The organism is Roseofilum halophilum BLCC-M91 (genome assembly GCF_030068445.1).
Classification (GTDB): domain Bacteria; phylum Cyanobacteriota; class Cyanobacteriia; order Cyanobacteriales; family Desertifilaceae; genus Roseofilum; species Roseofilum halophilum.
This window is the reverse complement of the sequence record NZ_JAQPOK010000064.1, coordinates 1-15,985: the sequence shown is the minus strand read 5'-3', so window position 1 is coordinate 15,985 and position 15,985 is coordinate 1. Positions and strand designations below refer to the sequence as shown.

At 44.5% G+C, this 15,985-nt stretch carries 15 protein-coding genes and 1 pseudogene; 13 read left to right on the top strand and 3 right to left on the bottom strand.

From position 1 onward, the window contains the following. The first annotated feature begins 18 nt into the window (after positions 1-18). The 6 genes and pseudogenes from PJF56_RS07460 to PJF56_RS22100 all read left to right on the top strand — a co-directional run. On the top strand, positions 19-1,467 hold the full coding sequence (locus PJF56_RS07460; RefSeq protein ID WP_283762023.1) for a hybrid sensor histidine kinase/response regulator: 1,449 nt from the start codon (positions 19-21) through the stop codon (positions 1,465-1,467). Continuing rightward, complete coding sequence (locus tag PJF56_RS07455) at positions 1,460-1,879, top strand: response regulator (protein WP_283762022.1); 420 nt, start codon at positions 1,460-1,462, stop codon at positions 1,877-1,879. The genes PJF56_RS07460 and PJF56_RS07455 overlap by 8 nt, the downstream gene beginning before the upstream one ends. Positions 1,880-1,935: 56 nt before the next feature. Continuing rightward, a complete protein-coding gene (locus tag PJF56_RS07450; protein ID WP_283762021.1) occupies positions 1,936-3,735 on the top strand; it encodes a PAS domain S-box protein in 1,800 nt (599 codons plus the stop codon). Between the two features lie 2 nt (positions 3,736-3,737). Next, positions 3,738-4,400: a glutathione S-transferase family protein gene (locus PJF56_RS07445; RefSeq protein ID WP_283762020.1), complete on the top strand. Its 663-nt coding sequence runs from the start codon at positions 3,738-3,740 to the stop codon at positions 4,398-4,400. Positions 4,401-4,620: 220 nt separating this feature from the next. After that, on the top strand, positions 4,621-6,945 hold the full coding sequence (gene glgB / locus PJF56_RS07440; protein ID WP_283762019.1) for a 1,4-alpha-glucan branching enzyme: 2,325 nt from the start codon (positions 4,621-4,623) through the stop codon (positions 6,943-6,945). 130 nt (positions 6,946-7,075) lie between these two features. Then, positions 7,076-7,174, top strand: a pseudogene (locus tag PJF56_RS22100) (element excision factor XisI family protein); the annotation flags it as partial. Between the two features lie 102 nt (positions 7,175-7,276). On the opposite strand, the gene PJF56_RS07435 reads toward PJF56_RS22100, so the two are convergent. Further along, the gene (locus PJF56_RS07435) at positions 7,277-7,609 is read right to left on the bottom strand and encodes a ribbon-helix-helix domain-containing protein (protein ID WP_283762018.1); all 333 of its coding nucleotides are present in this window, start codon (positions 7,607-7,609) and stop codon (positions 7,277-7,279) included. A 411-nt stretch (positions 7,610-8,020) separates the two neighbouring features. Here PJF56_RS07435 and PJF56_RS07430 point away from each other — a divergent pair, with 411 nt between their 5' ends. The 7 genes from PJF56_RS07430 (at position 8,021) to PJF56_RS07400 (ending at position 13,838) form a co-directional block, all read left to right on the top strand. Further along, a complete protein-coding gene (locus tag PJF56_RS07430) occupies positions 8,021-8,542 on the top strand; it encodes an HNH endonuclease (RefSeq protein WP_283762017.1) in 522 nt (173 codons plus the stop codon). Between the two features lie 15 nt (positions 8,543-8,557). Then, positions 8,558-8,944, top strand: coding sequence for an alr0857 family protein (locus tag PJF56_RS07425; protein WP_283762016.1), 387 nt, complete (start codon positions 8,558-8,560; stop codon positions 8,942-8,944). A 117-nt stretch (positions 8,945-9,061) separates the two neighbouring features. Continuing rightward, on the top strand, positions 9,062-10,471 hold the full coding sequence (locus PJF56_RS07420; RefSeq protein ID WP_283762015.1) for a reverse transcriptase domain-containing protein: 1,410 nt from the start codon (positions 9,062-9,064) through the stop codon (positions 10,469-10,471). Between the two features lie 269 nt (positions 10,472-10,740). Continuing rightward, on the top strand, positions 10,741-11,319 hold the full coding sequence (locus PJF56_RS07415; RefSeq protein ID WP_283762014.1) for a TerD family protein: 579 nt from the start codon (positions 10,741-10,743) through the stop codon (positions 11,317-11,319). Between the two features lie 15 nt (positions 11,320-11,334). Further along, the gene (locus PJF56_RS07410; protein ID WP_283762013.1) at positions 11,335-11,931 is read left to right on the top strand and encodes a TerD family protein; all 597 of its coding nucleotides are present in this window, start codon (positions 11,335-11,337) and stop codon (positions 11,929-11,931) included. 405 nt (positions 11,932-12,336) lie between these two features. Further along, positions 12,337-13,251, top strand: coding sequence for a DUF5050 domain-containing protein (locus tag PJF56_RS07405; RefSeq protein WP_283762012.1), 915 nt, complete (start codon positions 12,337-12,339; stop codon positions 13,249-13,251). After that, complete coding sequence (locus PJF56_RS07400) at positions 13,251-13,838, top strand: pseudouridine synthase (protein ID WP_283762011.1); 588 nt, start codon at positions 13,251-13,253, stop codon at positions 13,836-13,838. The genes PJF56_RS07405 and PJF56_RS07400 overlap by 1 nt, the downstream gene beginning before the upstream one ends. On the opposite strand, the gene PJF56_RS07395 is transcribed toward PJF56_RS07400, so the two are convergent. Then, complete coding sequence (locus PJF56_RS07395; RefSeq protein WP_283762010.1) at positions 13,797-15,452, bottom strand: protein kinase domain-containing protein; 1,656 nt, start codon at positions 15,450-15,452, stop codon at positions 13,797-13,799. The two genes, PJF56_RS07400 and PJF56_RS07395, sit on opposite strands and share 42 nt — an antisense overlap. Before the next feature lie 96 nt (positions 15,453-15,548). Further along, a complete protein-coding gene (locus PJF56_RS07390) occupies positions 15,549-15,797 on the bottom strand; it encodes a Ycf34 family protein (RefSeq protein WP_283762009.1) in 249 nt (82 codons plus the stop codon). Positions 15,798-15,985: the final 188 nt, after the last annotated feature.

The window sequence follows — 15,985 nt, the reverse complement described above, 5'->3', positions numbered from 1 at the left end:
ACTCCCCCTATTAAAATTATGACTTCTCAGACCATTTCACCTCCTAAACCCGATATTTTAGTCGTTGACGATACCCCCGAAAATCTTCGACTTTTGGTAAAAATTTTGCGCGAAAACGCCTATAAAGTCCGCCCCGTTCCCAATGGCAATTTAGCCCTCTCTGCCATTGCAGCCAGTCCTCCGGATTTAATTTTACTCGATATCATGATGCCAGGAATTAATGGCTATGAACTCTGTGAAAGGCTTAAACGCGATCCCAAAACCCAATCCATCCCCATCGTTTTCATCACAGCCATGAATGAAGTCTTCGATAAAGTCAAAGGATTTCATTTAGGAGCGGTTGATTATATTACCAAGCCCTTTGAAATCAATGAAGTTTTAGTTCGCGTTAAAACCCATTTAGAAAATAACTTATTGCAAACTCAGCTTCAAGAAAAAAACAAAGAACTTGAATTCACATTAGAACAACTAAAATTAACCCAATCTCAGTTAATTCAATCAGAAAAAATGGCAGCCCTAGGACAACTCATCGCTGGAGTAGCCCATGAAATTAATACCCCCCTAGGAGCCATTCGCGCTTCCGTCGATAACTTAACAGATTTTTTTAATCGCACCCTAGAAGAGTTACCCGATTTTTTTGAAACAATCACAGAAGATCAGAAAAAATTCTTCTACCAACTCAGCGATCGAATTGACCAATCCAATGAGCATATATCCAGTCGAGAAAAACGTAAATATCGCAGAGAATTAGTGCGCCAACTCGAAGCCAATGAAGTTGAACAAGCAGACGCGATCGCTGATACCTTAGTAGACATCGGAATTTATGACCAAATCAACGATATCATTCCCAAACTAGCCAAACCAGAAAACGGTAAAGTTCTCAATATGGCCTATCAAATTTCCAGTATTCAGAAAAGTGTGAAAACCGTTTCTACAGCCACAAGTCAAGCAGCCAAAGTTGTCTTTGCTCTCAAATGTTATGCCAGACATGATTTACAAAATAACAAAGAATTGACCAAAATAACTTCAGGACTAGAAACCGTACTTACCTTGTATCAAAATAAATTCAAAAAAGGAGTTGATGTCCTTAGAAACTACCAAGACACACCATCCATCTGGTGCTATCCAGATGAACTGAATCAGGTGTGGACTAACTTAATTTACAACGCACTACAAGCCATGAATTATGAAGGAACCTTAAAAATTGATGTCTTCCTAAAAGGAGAGCATATTCACGTTAAAATTACAGATACTGGTTCGGGAATATCACCGGAAGTCCAACCCCGTATATTTGATGCTTTTTTTACCACAAAATCCCCTGGTGAAGGAAGCGGATTAGGGTTAGATATTGTCAAAAAAATCATTGATAAACATCAAGGTAAAATTCAAGTAAACTCGGTTCCTGGAAATACTGAATTTATAATTTCATTACCCTTATTAAATCAGAAGGTTGATTCCTATGCCTAAACCCATCATATTATGTGTTGATGATGAAAGTGTCGTGCTAAATAGTCTAAAAATTCAACTTAAAAATGCTTTTTTAGATAATTATCTTTATGAACTAGCAGAAAGTGCCGATGAAGCGTGGGAAATCATTGAAGAACTCCAAGATGATAATAATAATTTAATTGTCATTGTCTCCGATTGGTTAATGCCCGGTGTAAAAGGAGATGAATTTTTAATTCATGTTCATCAAAAGTTTCCCAAAGCTATTAAAGTCATGTTGACTGGACAGGCAGATAAATCAGCCATTGAACGGGCACAAAAATATGCCAATCTTTATGAATCTATCGCTAAACCTTGGAATCAGGATAAACTAATTGAAACCATAAAATCAGGACTTCAGCAAGTTCAGATGTATCCTGAAGATCAAGTTTAGCTTTATCTGCACAATGCCAACTTATTTTTACTTGATTTTTCCGACTCAAATTCCTTATGAATAAACCGGTAATTCTATGTGTCGATGACGAGCATTTTATTTTAGACAGTCTCAAGAGAATGTTGAGACGAGAATTTGGCAAAGCTTATCAAGTAGAATTGGCAGAAAGTGGGGGTGGCGCTTTAGAGATTATTCATAAGTGTTTAGAAGAAGATAATGAAGTTGTCTTAGTTGTATCGGATTACATGATGCCCAGAATGAAAGGGGATGAACTGCTGCAAAAGATTCATGAGATCTGTCCTAAAACCATTAAGATCATGTTGACTGGGCAAGCCGATATTGAAGGAATGCGAAATGTAGTCAATTATGCGAATTTATATCGCTATTTGACCAAGCCTTGGCAAATTGAAGATTTGCGATTAACGATTCGAGAAGCTCTCAATAGCTACGCCCAAGAGCAAATGTTACTCGATACGAATGTGCGCTTGCAACAAGCCAATACGGACTTGGAAAAGCTGAACCAAGAACAGGCTTATTTAATTCAATCCTTGCAGCAAGCAGAGGATAAATATCGCCGCATCTTTGAAAGTGCTTTAGAAGGTATTTTTCAATCGACTCCTGATGGTAAATATGTGAGTGCAAATCCAGCGTTAGCCAGAATTTATGGTTATGATTCTCCAGAGGAATTGATTAAGAGTATTACCAATATAGAAGAAGAACTTTATGTGGATCTAGAACAGCGAAAAAAATTTCTAGATCTAATGGAAGAAAACCATGAAGTTGCTGGGTTTGAGTCTCAGGTGTATCGCAAAGATGGTACAATCATTTGGGTTTCCGAGAATGCTCGTAGTGTTCACGATCAAGAGGGTAATATTCTCTATTATCAAGGATTTATTGAAGAAATCACTGAGCGCAAATCAGCAGAAGCCGAGCGCCAACAATTTATTGAAGATATGTTTGAGGTGAACACCAACCTAGAAATTGCCTTAAGTGACCTAGAAAGTGCCTTGAATTTAGAGGTTGAGCTAAAAAATGCTTATGGTCGATTTGTGCCTCAAGAATTTATTCAGCTTTTGCACAAAGAGAGTATCTTAGATGTAGATATCGGCAACCATGTGCAGCAGGAAATGTCAATTTTATTTTCTGATATTCGTGACTTCACTAGCTTATCAGAAGCCATGAGTCCAGAAGATAATTTTAAGTTTATTAATGCTTATTTATCTCGCATGGAACTGCCGATTGTAGAGAACAATGGGTTTATTGATAAATATATTGGAGATGCCATTATGGCAATCTTTAATGGCAGTGCTGATGATGCAGTGCAAGCAGCGATTGCCATGCTTGAAGAACTGCACAGTTACAATGAAACGCGCGGTCGTCCGGGACGGCCGAAACTTAATATTGGGATTGGGATTAATACGGGTTTAATGATGATTGGAACTGTGGGGGGGAAAAATCGCATGGATAGCACGGTCATTAGTGATGCGGTTAATTTAGCCTCCCGGTTAGAGGGTTTGACTAAAAATTATAAGGTTCCTTTGCTAATTTCTGAACATACCTTTTTACGGCTGCACCATGACAGTCGTTATCAGATCCGTATTATCGATAAAGTAAGAGTAAAAGGAAAATCGGAACGGGTTTCTGTATTTGAAGTCTTCAATGCCGATCCAGAACCGATCCGAATTGCTAAAATGCGAACCAAAACTATATTTGAACAGGGATTAACGTATTACTACTTGCAATCCTTTCGCCAAGCGATTACCTATTTTGAGGAATGTATCCGGATTTGCCCAGAGGATAAAGTCGCCCAAATTTACTTTAACCAAGTGGTTGAATATTTATACGGAAAAGAATAAACATGCGTCTACTGCAATTTAGTACCTCTCATTATTGTCGAAAAGCTCGTTTAATCCTGGGCTATAAGAAAGTTGCCTATGAAGTGGAGAACTTAACGCCTGGGGTTCATATTCTGCGGGTGAAACCCCTAACGGGTGGGCAAACTGTGCCCGTACTGTTATCGGAGGATGGAGCGATTGGAGATTCGACCCAAATTTGGCACTATCTGGAAAAGGAGTATCCCGATCGCACTCTGATTTTAGGCGATCGCCACCAACAGCAGCAAGCCCAACTCCTCGAAGACTGGCTCGACGAAAGTCTCGGCGTTGCCACCCGCTTCATCTACTATCACTATCGCTCCGGAGAAGGCAAATCCATCGATCCCTCCTGGTTTAGCCAAGCCATCATTCAAATCGTCAAACGACAATACAACATCAATCCCCGTGCCGTTACCCTCGCCACCCAACGCCTAGAAGTCGGACTCAATATCCTAGGCAACTCCTGGCAACATCAACCCTACCTCATCGGAGATCGCATCAGCATCGCCGATATTACTGCTGCTGCTCTATTAAGTCCCCTAGCCCTCATTCCCCACTACAGAAGCCAATATCCCTGGTTATTTGAAAGAATAGTCGAAATCCATCAACACTGTGGAGAAACCCTACCTCCAGGGTTAGGGGGATAGAAGGAATCGGGAGATAAGGGACATATTTCCTATGGCTGTGACCTCCTTTAAAGGTAATGTGATACAGTCCCCAGGATCGTTCCCCATGTTCAATCCCCAAATTTGTTCCTATTGGTATAGGATCTATGGTCAAATATAAAGAAAATGTAATCATCCTGACCCAGTTGGGGACAGCCACCAAACCGAATCAAATTTTTTAAACTTAAGGAAGGATAATTAAATGTCAATGACCATTGCCACCGACCAAATCGATCGCATTGTATGGAACCAACATCACGATCCCTTTGAAGTTCTTGGCCCCCACAAAATAGAAAATAATGGTAAATCTACCTGGGTTGTGCGAGCCTATCAACCCAACGCCGAATCTGTATCGGTCGTCCTCCCGGAACAACGCCAAGAATACCCCATGCAGTCGGTACACAACCCCCACTTCTTCGAGTGCAGCATTGACATTCCCGAACTAAGTAACTACCAACTGCGCGTCAAAGAAGGGGAACACGAGCGCACGATCTACGACCCCTACGCCTTCAGATCCCCCAAACTCACCGAATTTGACATTCATCTATTTGCCGAAGGGAACCATCACCGCATCTACGAAAAACTAGGCGCTCACCTAATGAGTGTTGATGGCGTAAAAGGCGTTTATTTTGCCGTCTGGGCCCCCAACGCTCGCAACGTCTCCGTCCTCGGAACCTTCAACAACTGGGATGGCCGTCAGCACCAAATGCGCCGCACAGGTAACGGAGTTTGGGAACTCTTTATTCCTGACCTGGGTGTAAACACCCTCTACAAGTACGAAATCAAAAATCCAGCCGGACACATCTACGAAAAATCAGACCCCTACGGGTTCCAACAAGAAGTTCGGCCTAAAACCAGCTCCATCGTCACTGACCTAGATGACTACACCTGGAATGATAGGGACTGGATGGAAGAAAGACGCAATAGCGACCCCTTGACCAAGCCCATTTCCGTCTATGAACTCCATTTAGGATCGTGGCTTCATGCGTCTTCAGAAGAACCGGCCAAACTCCCCAATGGGGAAACCGAACCGGTCGTCATCACCTCCGAACTCAACCCCGGTGGTCGCTTCCTCACCTATCGGGAACTAGCTCATAAACTGGTTCCCTACATTAAAGAACTAGGTTTTACCCATATTGAACTGCTTCCGATTGCCGAACATCCCTTTGATGGCAGTTGGGGTTACCAAGTCACAGGTTATTATGCTGCCACTTCCCGGTTTGGAACGCCCCAAGATTTGATGTATTTTGTCGATCAATGTCACCAAAATGGGATTGGGGTTTTAGTAGACTGGGTTCCCGGACACTTCCCTAAAGATGGTCATGGTTTGGCGTTCTTTGATGGAACCCATCTCTATGAACATGCTGACCCTCGGAAAGGGGAACACAAGGAATGGGGAACCTTAGTGTTTAACTATGGGCGCAATGAAGTCCGTAACTTTTTAGTGGCGAATGCTCTATTCTGGTACGATAAATTCCACATTGATGGAATGCGGGTGGATGCGGTTGCTTCCATGCTCTATCTGAATTATCTGCGGAAAGATGGGGAATGGGTAGCGAATCAATATGGCGGCCACGAACATATTGAAGCGGCTGATTTTCTGCGCCAAGTGAACCATTGCTTGTTTAGTTATTTCCCTGGAACGATTTCGGTGGCGGAAGAATCGACTTCTTGGCCGATGGTGTCTTGGCCTACCTACGTTGGGGGTTTGGGCTTCAATTTGAAGTGGAACATGGGCTGGATGCACGATATGTTGGACTATTTCAGCCTTGACCCTTGGTTCCGCCAATTCCATCAAAATAATGTCACGTTCAGCATTATGTATCACTATAGTGAGAACTTTATGCTGGCGCTCTCCCATGATGAGGTGGTGCATTGTAAGAGTAGCATTATTGGCAAGATGCCTGGGCCAACGGACGATCCGACCTATTGGCAAAAGTTTGCGAGTGTGCGTGCTTTGTTTAGTTATATGTATGCTCACCCAGGTAAGAAAACGTTGTTTATGGGGATGGAGTTTGGCCAGTGGAGTGAGTGGAATGCGTGGGGCGATCTAGAGTGGCATTTGTTGCAGTATGAACCGCATCAAAAACTGAAGAAGTTTATGTGCAATATTAATGCTTTGTATCGGAGTGAACCGGCGCTCTATACTCAGGATTTTGGCCAAGAGGGATTTTCTTGGATTGATTGTAATGATAATAACCATAGTGTGGTTTCTTTTATCCGTCGGGATAAGGAATCCGATGACTTTTTGGTGATTGTGTGTAACTTTACGCCCCAACCCCATTCCCACTATCGGATTGGGGTTCCTGAGCCGGGATTCTATACGGAGTTGTTTAATAGCGATTCCTATGAATATGGCGGTAGCAATATGGGGAATTTGGGGGGTAAATGGACGGATGAGTGGTGGTTCCACAATTATCCCCATTCGATTGAGTTGTGTTTGCCTCCGTTAGGGGTGTTGTATTTGAAGTTGGATCGCCAGAAAACTGAGGCGGCGTTTGATGTGGAAGAAACGGTGAGCGCTTAGGTAATACAACTAAGTCTAGTGTTGACTGACGATTAAGGCTCGGTTCCTGAAACAAAGGAACCGAGTTTTTTCTGGGGGTTGGGGGGATCGAAATGTACCGCATAGCAGCGAAAACTGCTGTATTTCTGTAGCCGAAGAGTTAGTCGAGCAAGGAGTTCCCGCAGAGGATATTATTTTAGGCTTCCATCCTCCCTATGTGCGTCAATACACAGATTTTGGCGTGGCTTGAAGAAATAAAGGATCAATTCGATGACAGCCCCCCGCGATCGCAATCCATCTGGGCAGGACGATCGCGGGGGGCATTGGGCTTAGTTTTTCATCAAGGATGGGGCTATGGTAGGGCGTGGGGACTTAGGGGCACAAACTCCCCGTGGTGGGTGAGACCGAGTAACATGGGTTGATTGGGGTGAATGGGGTTGCCAGTGATGGCACAGCGTTCTTCTTGATGGGCGATCGCCTCTATGGTAGAGCGAATGTCTTCCGGATGATACTGACATTGATAGTCATCCGATCGCTGTTGCACATAGTTCCAGAGAATATCTCGCACCATGGCTTGATAACCCTGATTGCCAGCCAGCTTCTTGAGCTGCTGTTTGAGTTCTTTTTCCAAGCGGATGCTGGTGACTTCCATCTCGGTTGTGGATGTTCTTGGGAGGGTGTACATGATTTTTTTCCTTAATGGGTGGACAACTCTGTAATATCAGTGTAGTATTTAAAAGTCAATCCTTACATCTTGCAACCAAAAATTCCTGTGATTCCTGATTTTGCCCCATCGACCCACCTGTGCCCTAGCCGCGATCGACACGGCTTTAGTGGTTTAGGTCTCTATGGAGAGACAGGGGATTGGGGTAATAAAAGGGGAGCCATCGGAATATGTTGCGGTTTGGGAAATTATTCTCAACCCTCAAATCCCATAATTGCGGATGTGCTAGAGGCAAACATCCGAAGCTATCGACGAAGCCAAAGGTACAAATTCCAGAGTGTACCTGGGTAAAACTCAAAGCATTCTCCTGTTGTGTTTACCCCCGCTTCGTTCCTAAACCGAAGCGGGGGTGATTTTATGAGGAACTTAGTTGTGACCAGTGCAACCCATGTTTTAAGTCAATCGGTGGTAGTATTCTCTAAGAACTACCTGCCCGTCAGCCGAATCGATCTCAAACGGGCGATCGCCCTTTTGGTGACTGGAAAAGCGGAACCCTTGGATTTGGTCAAAGGACAACAATGGATGGTTCGCTCTCCTAATTTAGTGCTGATGGTTCCCGAACATATCCGATTGACTTTTGCGGGGACAGAGGGCATTTGGAAAACGCCTCCCGTTAACCGAAAAGAACTGTTGCGGCGAGATAAACATATGTGTCAATACTGTGGCCATAAGAAGAATTTGACCATCGATCATGTGATCCCTCGGTCAAAAGGAGGTCAACACAGTTGGGATAATGTGGTGATTGCTTGTGGATCTTGTAATTCTCGAAAAGGCGATCGCACCCCAGAAAAATCTGGCCTGAAACTGCGAACTCAACCGAAAGCACCGATCCACCCGGCCGTGGCTTTTGCAGAACAGTTCTGGCGAGAACATCAAAGAGACCTGGATGCGTAAGGAGGCAAAGTCAGCATGTTGAAGTTAACCTATTTAGACAATGATTTTTATCTAGAGCGCTTTGCCACCTCCCTGGAAGATTGGGTAACTGCTCGCTTAACGTTTCTGTTGCGCGTGGGTGAGCCAATCTCCTTGGAAAAAACCACGGCCTCTTTCCTTTTGCCTGCGGATTTACGGGAAATGCGGTTATTAGAGAGCCAGGTACACTATCAGGTGGATGAGCGGATTACCCTAGATCGGGTGGATTGCGATTATATGGAAGTGAGCTTGCAAGGCACTTGGTTGACCTCGAATCCCCAAGCAGAAAAAGGGATTTTCTTGGTTGAATTGGGCGATCGCACGGAGTTCTTCCTGTTCCATCTCTGGATGGCCTCTAAGACGCAAGCGGCGATGAAAAACTAAGAGAAAAGGCCCCCAGGGGCCTTTTCCGTTGAGCGCTAATATCAAGAGGCAGATCGAGCTAGACAAGATGCTCCTGTCGCCTTTACTGAAAATTTTTAATTTTTAATTGATATCACCATGTCCGATCAACCCCGTACCCGCCAAGAACTTTATGACCGCATTCGCACCATGGGTCGTGAAGCCTTCATACTTGAAGAAATGATTCGCTATGGATTTTGGCCCGAACAGGGAGAACTTCCCCAAGATCCAGCCGATGAAATTCGCCGTCGTTCAGAACTGTATCAGCAACTTAGAGAGCTACGGCAAAAAAACCGTCAACTGCAAAACGAGAAAGCTATCCGTCGGCAACTGCGACAACAACGGTTAGCCGAATCTCGCCGTAAACGGGAAGAAACAAAACAACGACGGGAGGCGGAACGACAAGCGAGGGCACAAGCTTGGCAAGAGCGCCAACAACAGGAAATTGTTTATTTAGGAGAGCATGTTTCTGGAGGGTTAGGAGAGCAGCAGAGCAACACCTCAGAACTCGATCGCCAGGGACTGCCTCAACTGGCAACCGCCGCCGATATTGCCCAAGCAATGGGGATTAACCTAGGTGAGCTAAGGTTTTTGGCCTTTGACCGGAAAACAGCGACTATATCCCACTATATCCGCTTCAAAATGCCGAAAAAGACGGGGGGTGAACGGTTGATTTCTGTGCCCATGCCCCGGTTAAAACGGGCCCAATATTGGGTTTTGAGCCAGATTTTAGAGAAAATTCCGGTTCATGAAGCGGCCCATGGATTTCGGTGCGATCGCTCCATCGTCACCAATGCCACTCCCCATGTGGGCGCAGAAGTGGTAATTAACCTAGACCTCAAAGACTTCTTTCCCTCCATCTCCTATCCCCGTGTCAAAGGCTTATTTCGCTCCTTCGGCTATTCCGAAGCCGTAGCAACGATTTTGGGCTTAATTTGTACGGCTCCCGATGTAGAAGAAGTGAACTTAGATGGTCAAACCTATTATATTGCCCTCAATCAGCGTCATCTTCCCCAAGGCTCTCCCGCCAGTCCTGCTATTTCTAATCTGATTTGTCGTCGTTTAGACGACCGCTTAACCCAGGTTGCCGATCGACTCGGTTTTACCTATACCCGCTATGCCGACGATCTCACCTTTTCGGCTTCCGGCGATTCCCTCAAGAATATCTGTCGGATTTTGCGCCGCACCGAATCAATTCTTGAGTATGAAAGCTTTACCGTTCATCCTGATAAAACCCGCATCTTGCGCCGCAAGTCTGCTCAACTCGATGTTACGGGAATTGTGGTCAATGAAGGTTTAAATATAGACCGAAAAATCCTAAAGCGATTTCGTGCTACCCTATACCAAATCGAAACTCAGGGATTAGAAGGTAAACATTGGGGCCATTCTGGCAATCTATTGGCTTCGATTCAGGGATTTGCTAATTTTGTGGCTATGGTGAATCCAGACAAAGGCGCTCAATTTCAAGAGCAAGTGAGTCGCATTCGTCAAAAGTATGGACGAAAGTAACCCTCTTTTGTCAGTATGCCGAAAATGGTTTTCCAACTACCCATTCCAATTACCCATTACCCATTACCCTGAGAGCAACCTTTTTAAGGGGGTTTGGGGGATCTATAACCTTGCATTCTCACCAAGACATGGTATAAGGTTCACGGCAGTTTGTTACAAATCTTCATGTAAAATCGGCTTTCACCCTGGTCAGGTCGTTCAAGCGCTCGATACACTAGGATAGAATTAAAATGATTGACTGCACACCTTAACGTTGAATTTAGACCGTAATGAGTAGCATTAGCCTGCAAAAAGGACAACGGATTTCTTTAGATAAAGTCGCTCCCAACTTGCAAGCCGTATTTGTGGGTTTGGGATGGGACGTGAAAGCCACGGATACCGGTTATGATTTTGACTTGGATGCCTCTGCGTTTTTGTTGGGAGAAAATGAAAAACTCATTTCCGATAAGCACTTTATTTTCTATAACAATAAGGTCAGTCCCGATCCCAATAAGTCCATTGAACATATGGGCGACAATTTGACCGGAGAAGGGGAAGGGGATGATGAAGTGGTTATTGTTAATTTGCAAAAAGTTCCCCCAGATGTTCATAAAATCGTATTTACAGTGACCATTCATGAAGCGGATAAGCGTAAACAAAATTTTGGTCAGGTCGAAAATGCTTATGTTCGCTTGGTAGATGTGTCAACGAAAAATGAATTACTCCGCTATCCTTTAGCTGAGGATTATTCTATTGAAACGGCGTTGATTATGGCAGAACTATATCGTCGTGATGGCCAGTGGCGAATGAATGCGGTCGGTTCTGGGTATGAAGGAGGTTTGCAAGCCTTGTTGGATCGGTATCTATAACTGAGGATAAAAATCATGGGGATTAACCTAGAAAAAGGACAGGGAATTTCTCTGGAAAAAGCGGCTCCAGGTTTAAATAATTTGCTTTGTGGATTGGGTTGGGATGTGGCCGAATCGAAGGGTTTATTGGGATTTTTGAAGATGGGGCCAAATCTGGATTTGGATGCGTCAGTGATCTGTTTAGATGGCCAGGAAAAGCTTAAGGGAATTACGGATTTGGTCTATTTTGGTAATTTGCGCCATTCTTCAGGAGCGGTTACCCATTTGGGGGATAATTTGACGGGAGCTGGAGAAGGGGATGATGAGCAAATTTTAGTGGTTTTAGATCAACTGCCTCCAGCTATTCAAAAGTTGGTGTTTGTGGTTAATATTTATGAGTGTTTATCGCGAAAGCAGGATTTTTCGCAAGTAAAAAATGCTTTTGTGCGCTTGGTTGACCGGGCGAATAATCAAGAAGTGGCTCGCTATAATCTGTCTGGCTCGAATTATGGGGGAATGACGGGAATGATTATGGCGGAAGTCTATTTGCAGGATGGACAATGGCAAATGACGGCTAAGGGGGAAGGGTTTAGGGCGAAAAATCTCCAAGAAATTACTGAACGTTATCGGTAGTTTCTAGGGGAGTGCTACGGGCTGGTAATGGGGAATTGGCTAGTTGAGTAGGAAAAGCAGGGGCGAACTGGCGATCGCCCCTTTCCTAAAATTGGGGATATCATTATCTCCTGTCCACTATCTACTATCAACTGCTTTGATTACCGTTCCTGTTGGATCTATTGTACCATGAGTGCAGGTTAAAACCTGCATTTTAGCCTTCATCCCCGGAATGAATTCACGGGGTTTTCGGCATTTTCCTTATAAGATTAGGGTGCAACGGTTCAGAATCACTTCGGCTTCAGGAGAGTTTTCAGTTGCATGATCAGTATATTATTCTCGGTCACATTAGGTTTAGTCTTAATTGGAATTATCGTTTACGCCTTGATTGCGGAAGAGTCTAAAGGGGGTGAATGAGGGGTGAGGATGAGAATAAGATTAGGAGCGATCGCCGTTCGCTTAAGTTTATTTGCCTTTTTATTGGTCATTCTTTGCCAAAGCACCACCCATGGCTTCGTCCCGAATAGACCGAAAATTGTTTTTCAGTCCCTGCGGGAAAACAATATGGCCATTTATGCGATCAATGATGATGGTTCCTATCCTCAGCGCCTCACCCATATTTTGCGGGATGATGGGTTACCCGCTTGGTCACCCGATCGCCATAAAATTGCCTTTGTCTCCAATCGAGATTTGAATCGGGAAATCTATGTCATGAACGCCGATGGGGGAGATCAACGGCGCTTAACGGTTAATCCCGCTTGGGAATTTTATCCCACTTGGTCGCCAGATGGAGAACAGATTGCTTTTAGTTCCGATCGCAACGGGAATCAGGATATTTTTGTCATGAAGGCCGATGGAACAAGGCAAACTAATATTACCTATCATCCGGCCGTGGAAAGATCGCCGGATTGGTCTCCCGATGGTGAGCATATTCTATTTACCTCTAACCGCGCTGATGGCAAGAGTTTCCAGATTTATATGATGAATACCGATGGCTCGAATGTGATTCAATTGAGCGATCGTGAAGGCATTCACCGCACCCCCGTTTGGTCTCCCGATGGTCGCCAAATCGCCTTTAGTTTTGAATCATTTGAACTCCAACCCGGTTACTTGACCCGCAATAGTGATATTTATCTCATGAATGCCGATGGAACCAACCTCGTAAACTTAACCCGCAACCCAGCACGAGATCTCGAACCCACTTGGTCACCCAATGGCTTAAAATTGGCTTTTCGCTCCACTCGCAATGGTTCCGATCTGATCTTTAGCATGAATAGAGACGGATCAAACGCACAAACGATTACCCAATTTCCCCAAACCGGTGCAGCACCCGATTGGTAATGACGATTATTCTGTTCTACAAACCCTATAACGTTCTGTGTCAATTCACCGATGAGAATCCCCATACCCAAGGAAAAGCAGCTAGAGAAACCTTGAAAGACTATATCCCGGTTCCTGGCGTTTATCCCGTTGGCCGGTTAGACCGGGATAGTGAAGGGTTGCTATTGTTAACCAATGATGGCCGATTACAACATCTTCTGTGCGATCCTCGTTATGGTCATCCACGCACCTACTGGGTACAGGTTGAACGCATCCCAGATGAGAACGACTTAACCCCCCTGCGACAAGGCATAATGCTCAAGGATGGCAAAACTCGACCGGCTCAAGTGCAAATCATCTCACCCCCCGATCTCCCAGAGCGTAACCCCCCCATTCGCAGCCGCAAAACGGTTCCTACAGCTTGGTTAGAAATGACACTTACCCAAGGGCGTAACCGTCAGGTACGGCGGATGACGGCGGCGATCGGATATCCGACGTTAAGGTTGGTGCGCGTTTCTTTCGCCGGGTTAAATTTGGGGGGATTAAATCCTGGCCAATGGAGGGAGTTAACTATTGTTCAAAACGCCTTTGATATAAAAGATGGGTGAAGCAATCACAAAAGCAGAAAAGATCAAGGCGAAGGCATCAGAGAAAAATAGCTGTATTTGCAATAATCCTAAAATACCACCGAGAATCACCCAATGTTTGAAGCATTTTTTCTCTTGAAATTCCGGATGATCCCGCAACAAATTCCGCACAAACATAAATCCCAATGCTGTGAGAAAACCAAAAATCGGGTTGAAGAGTACAATCCTGGCTGTGAAGACAAAAGACATTAAACCAAACAATAGCGCATCTAACCAAAATTCTTTCTTTTCCAGTTGGGATAACCAGAATTTTTGGTTTTGGTAGTTCGATAGCTTTTGTTGTGCTATCTTTAACCAAGAATATTCAGGCTTTAGGTTAATAATGTGCTTCCATTCTGGCATGGGGTTATCACTTAATCTGCCATAGATTTTAACCGTTTCCATGCCTTCCAAGGAAAATTGAGCGATGGTATCTTCTATTTTTTTGACTAAATAAGTATAATCGATTGGCGTGTCTAAATTGCGAATTAAAAATAGGGTGAAGTGTTTTTTACCCCAATAGAGTTGTAATTTAACCCAATAGGGATCTAGAGTGGCTTTTAAGGCGTTTTCTAGTTCGGTTTTTACGTCTGAAGTTTGTAGGGTAGTTTGGGGTTGGGGAGTTAAGGCAGATGGGGGGTTCGGAGCCAGGGCAAGAGCGTATTCTGAACTGGATTCAGGCTTTTCTAAGGGAGAAAATCCCGCTTTTTCTGGATCGGCATTAGGGTTAAGTTGGGTGATGATTTCATTGGGGGATTGATAGCGATATTTGGTCGCTGTGTGGATCATTTTATCCAGGATTTGGGTTGATTCTGAATTGAGGGGTTGCTTCAGATAATCTTTCCATGCCCAACGATTTTCGCCACTATCAAAAAGGTCAAAGGGAGGCACTTGGGTGAGCAGATGGAGACAAGTTATGCCTAAACTGTAAATATCGCTATTATAGGTGGCTTTACCGAGCAGTTGTTCGGGGGCAGTATATGCGGCACTACCAATGATGGTTCCGGTTTGTTGTTGGGGGGTGAGATGGGCGTATTTGGCTGCACCAAAATCGACTAGAAATAGTTGCCCGTCTTCTTGGCGACGGATAATGTTATCGGGTTTAATGTCTCGGTGGATGATGTGGCGATCGTGAACAAATTGCAGGACGGGCAGTAGGTTAATGAGCAGTTGTTTGATTTTGTCTTCGCTAAAGGTTCCGGTGTCTGCCAGTTCTTGGGTTAAGGTGGGGCCGTTGATGTATTCTTGGACGAGATATTGGCGATCGCCTTCCGTAAAATAGGCGTAGAGTTGGGGAATCTGTGGATGTTCCCCCAATGGCTCTAACTGGATAGCTTCTCGACGGAACAGTTCTGCCGCTTTTGCTGTGTTCTGGGTTCCCTGTTGTTGGGGTAAAAACTGCTTAATTACACAATGGGGGCGTGAGGGTTTATGCTCATCGATCGCCAATAAAGTCCGCCCAAATCCCCCTGCACCCAATGGACGCAGCGCCCGATAGCGATCGCCCACGAGCAGTTTTGAGCCACAACTTTGACAAAATCGCGCCTCATCAGGATTATGGGGAGTTTTACAGGCTAAATTGAAGCAGTAGCTCATGGTGGGGGTGTGGAGATGGGGAGGATGGGGAGATGGGGAGAATGGGGAGGATGGGGGAGAGTCTGAAGATCTCCCATTACCTATTACCCATTACCGTTAAGTCGGAATCAACTCACCAGGGCGTAACTTTGCCCATTTTCCCTGTTCTCGCTTAAAGCTTTCGCATCCGACTACATCCCATTCCATCTCAATTTCCTCTCCCTGATGGCGGATATTGACATTAATCTCAGGGTTGATGGCTTCAAAATCCGGATTTTCAGTTAGATGGGGTTGTTGGTGTTGACCTTCCACGGCATGATAGGTAAGGCAACGGTCTACATATTCGCAATTGACACAAATGCACATAATCCAATATCAAGCTACAACGTCATAATTTAGTCATCAGAAAAATTGGGTCTGAAACCCCGCCCTTCCAGGGCGGCTTTACTAACCATAGGCTACCACAATTACATCTTAGGTGCTACCCTGTAAAAAATCCTTTGACTCCAACATGGAAAGAGCATTTAACTACCGATTTTACCCAACCTTAGAGC

Coding starts and splice junctions, on each gene's coding strand:
- PJF56_RS07410 (WP_283762013.1), top strand. CDS start 11,335: ATGGGGATTAACCTAGAAAAAGGACAGGGAATTTCTCTGGAAAAAGCG.
- PJF56_RS07445 (WP_283762020.1), top strand. CDS start 3,738: ATGCGTCTACTGCAATTTAGTACCTCTCATTATTGTCGAAAAGCTCGT.
- PJF56_RS07435 (WP_283762018.1), bottom strand. CDS start 7,609: ATGTACACCCTCCCAAGAACATCCACAACCGAGATGGAAGTCACCAGC.
- glgB (WP_283762019.1), top strand. CDS start 4,621: ATGTCAATGACCATTGCCACCGACCAAATCGATCGCATTGTATGGAAC.
- PJF56_RS07390 (WP_283762009.1), bottom strand. CDS start 15,797: ATGTGCATTTGTGTCAATTGCGAATATGTAGACCGTTGCCTTACCTAT.
- PJF56_RS07415 (WP_283762014.1), top strand. CDS start 10,741: ATGAGTAGCATTAGCCTGCAAAAAGGACAACGGATTTCTTTAGATAAA.
- PJF56_RS07460 (WP_283762023.1), top strand. CDS start 19: ATGACTTCTCAGACCATTTCACCTCCTAAACCCGATATTTTAGTCGTT.
- PJF56_RS07395 (WP_283762010.1), bottom strand. CDS start 15,452: ATGAGCTACTGCTTCAATTTAGCCTGTAAAACTCCCCATAATCCTGAT.
- PJF56_RS07455 (WP_283762022.1), top strand. CDS start 1,460: ATGCCTAAACCCATCATATTATGTGTTGATGATGAAAGTGTCGTGCTA.
- PJF56_RS07425 (WP_283762016.1), top strand. CDS start 8,558: ATGTTGAAGTTAACCTATTTAGACAATGATTTTTATCTAGAGCGCTTT.
- PJF56_RS07405 (WP_283762012.1), top strand. CDS start 12,337: ATGAGAATAAGATTAGGAGCGATCGCCGTTCGCTTAAGTTTATTTGCC.
- PJF56_RS07450 (WP_283762021.1), top strand. CDS start 1,936: ATGAATAAACCGGTAATTCTATGTGTCGATGACGAGCATTTTATTTTA.
- PJF56_RS07400 (WP_283762011.1), top strand. CDS start 13,251: ATGACGATTATTCTGTTCTACAAACCCTATAACGTTCTGTGTCAATTC.
- PJF56_RS07420 (WP_283762015.1), top strand. CDS start 9,062: ATGTCCGATCAACCCCGTACCCGCCAAGAACTTTATGACCGCATTCGC.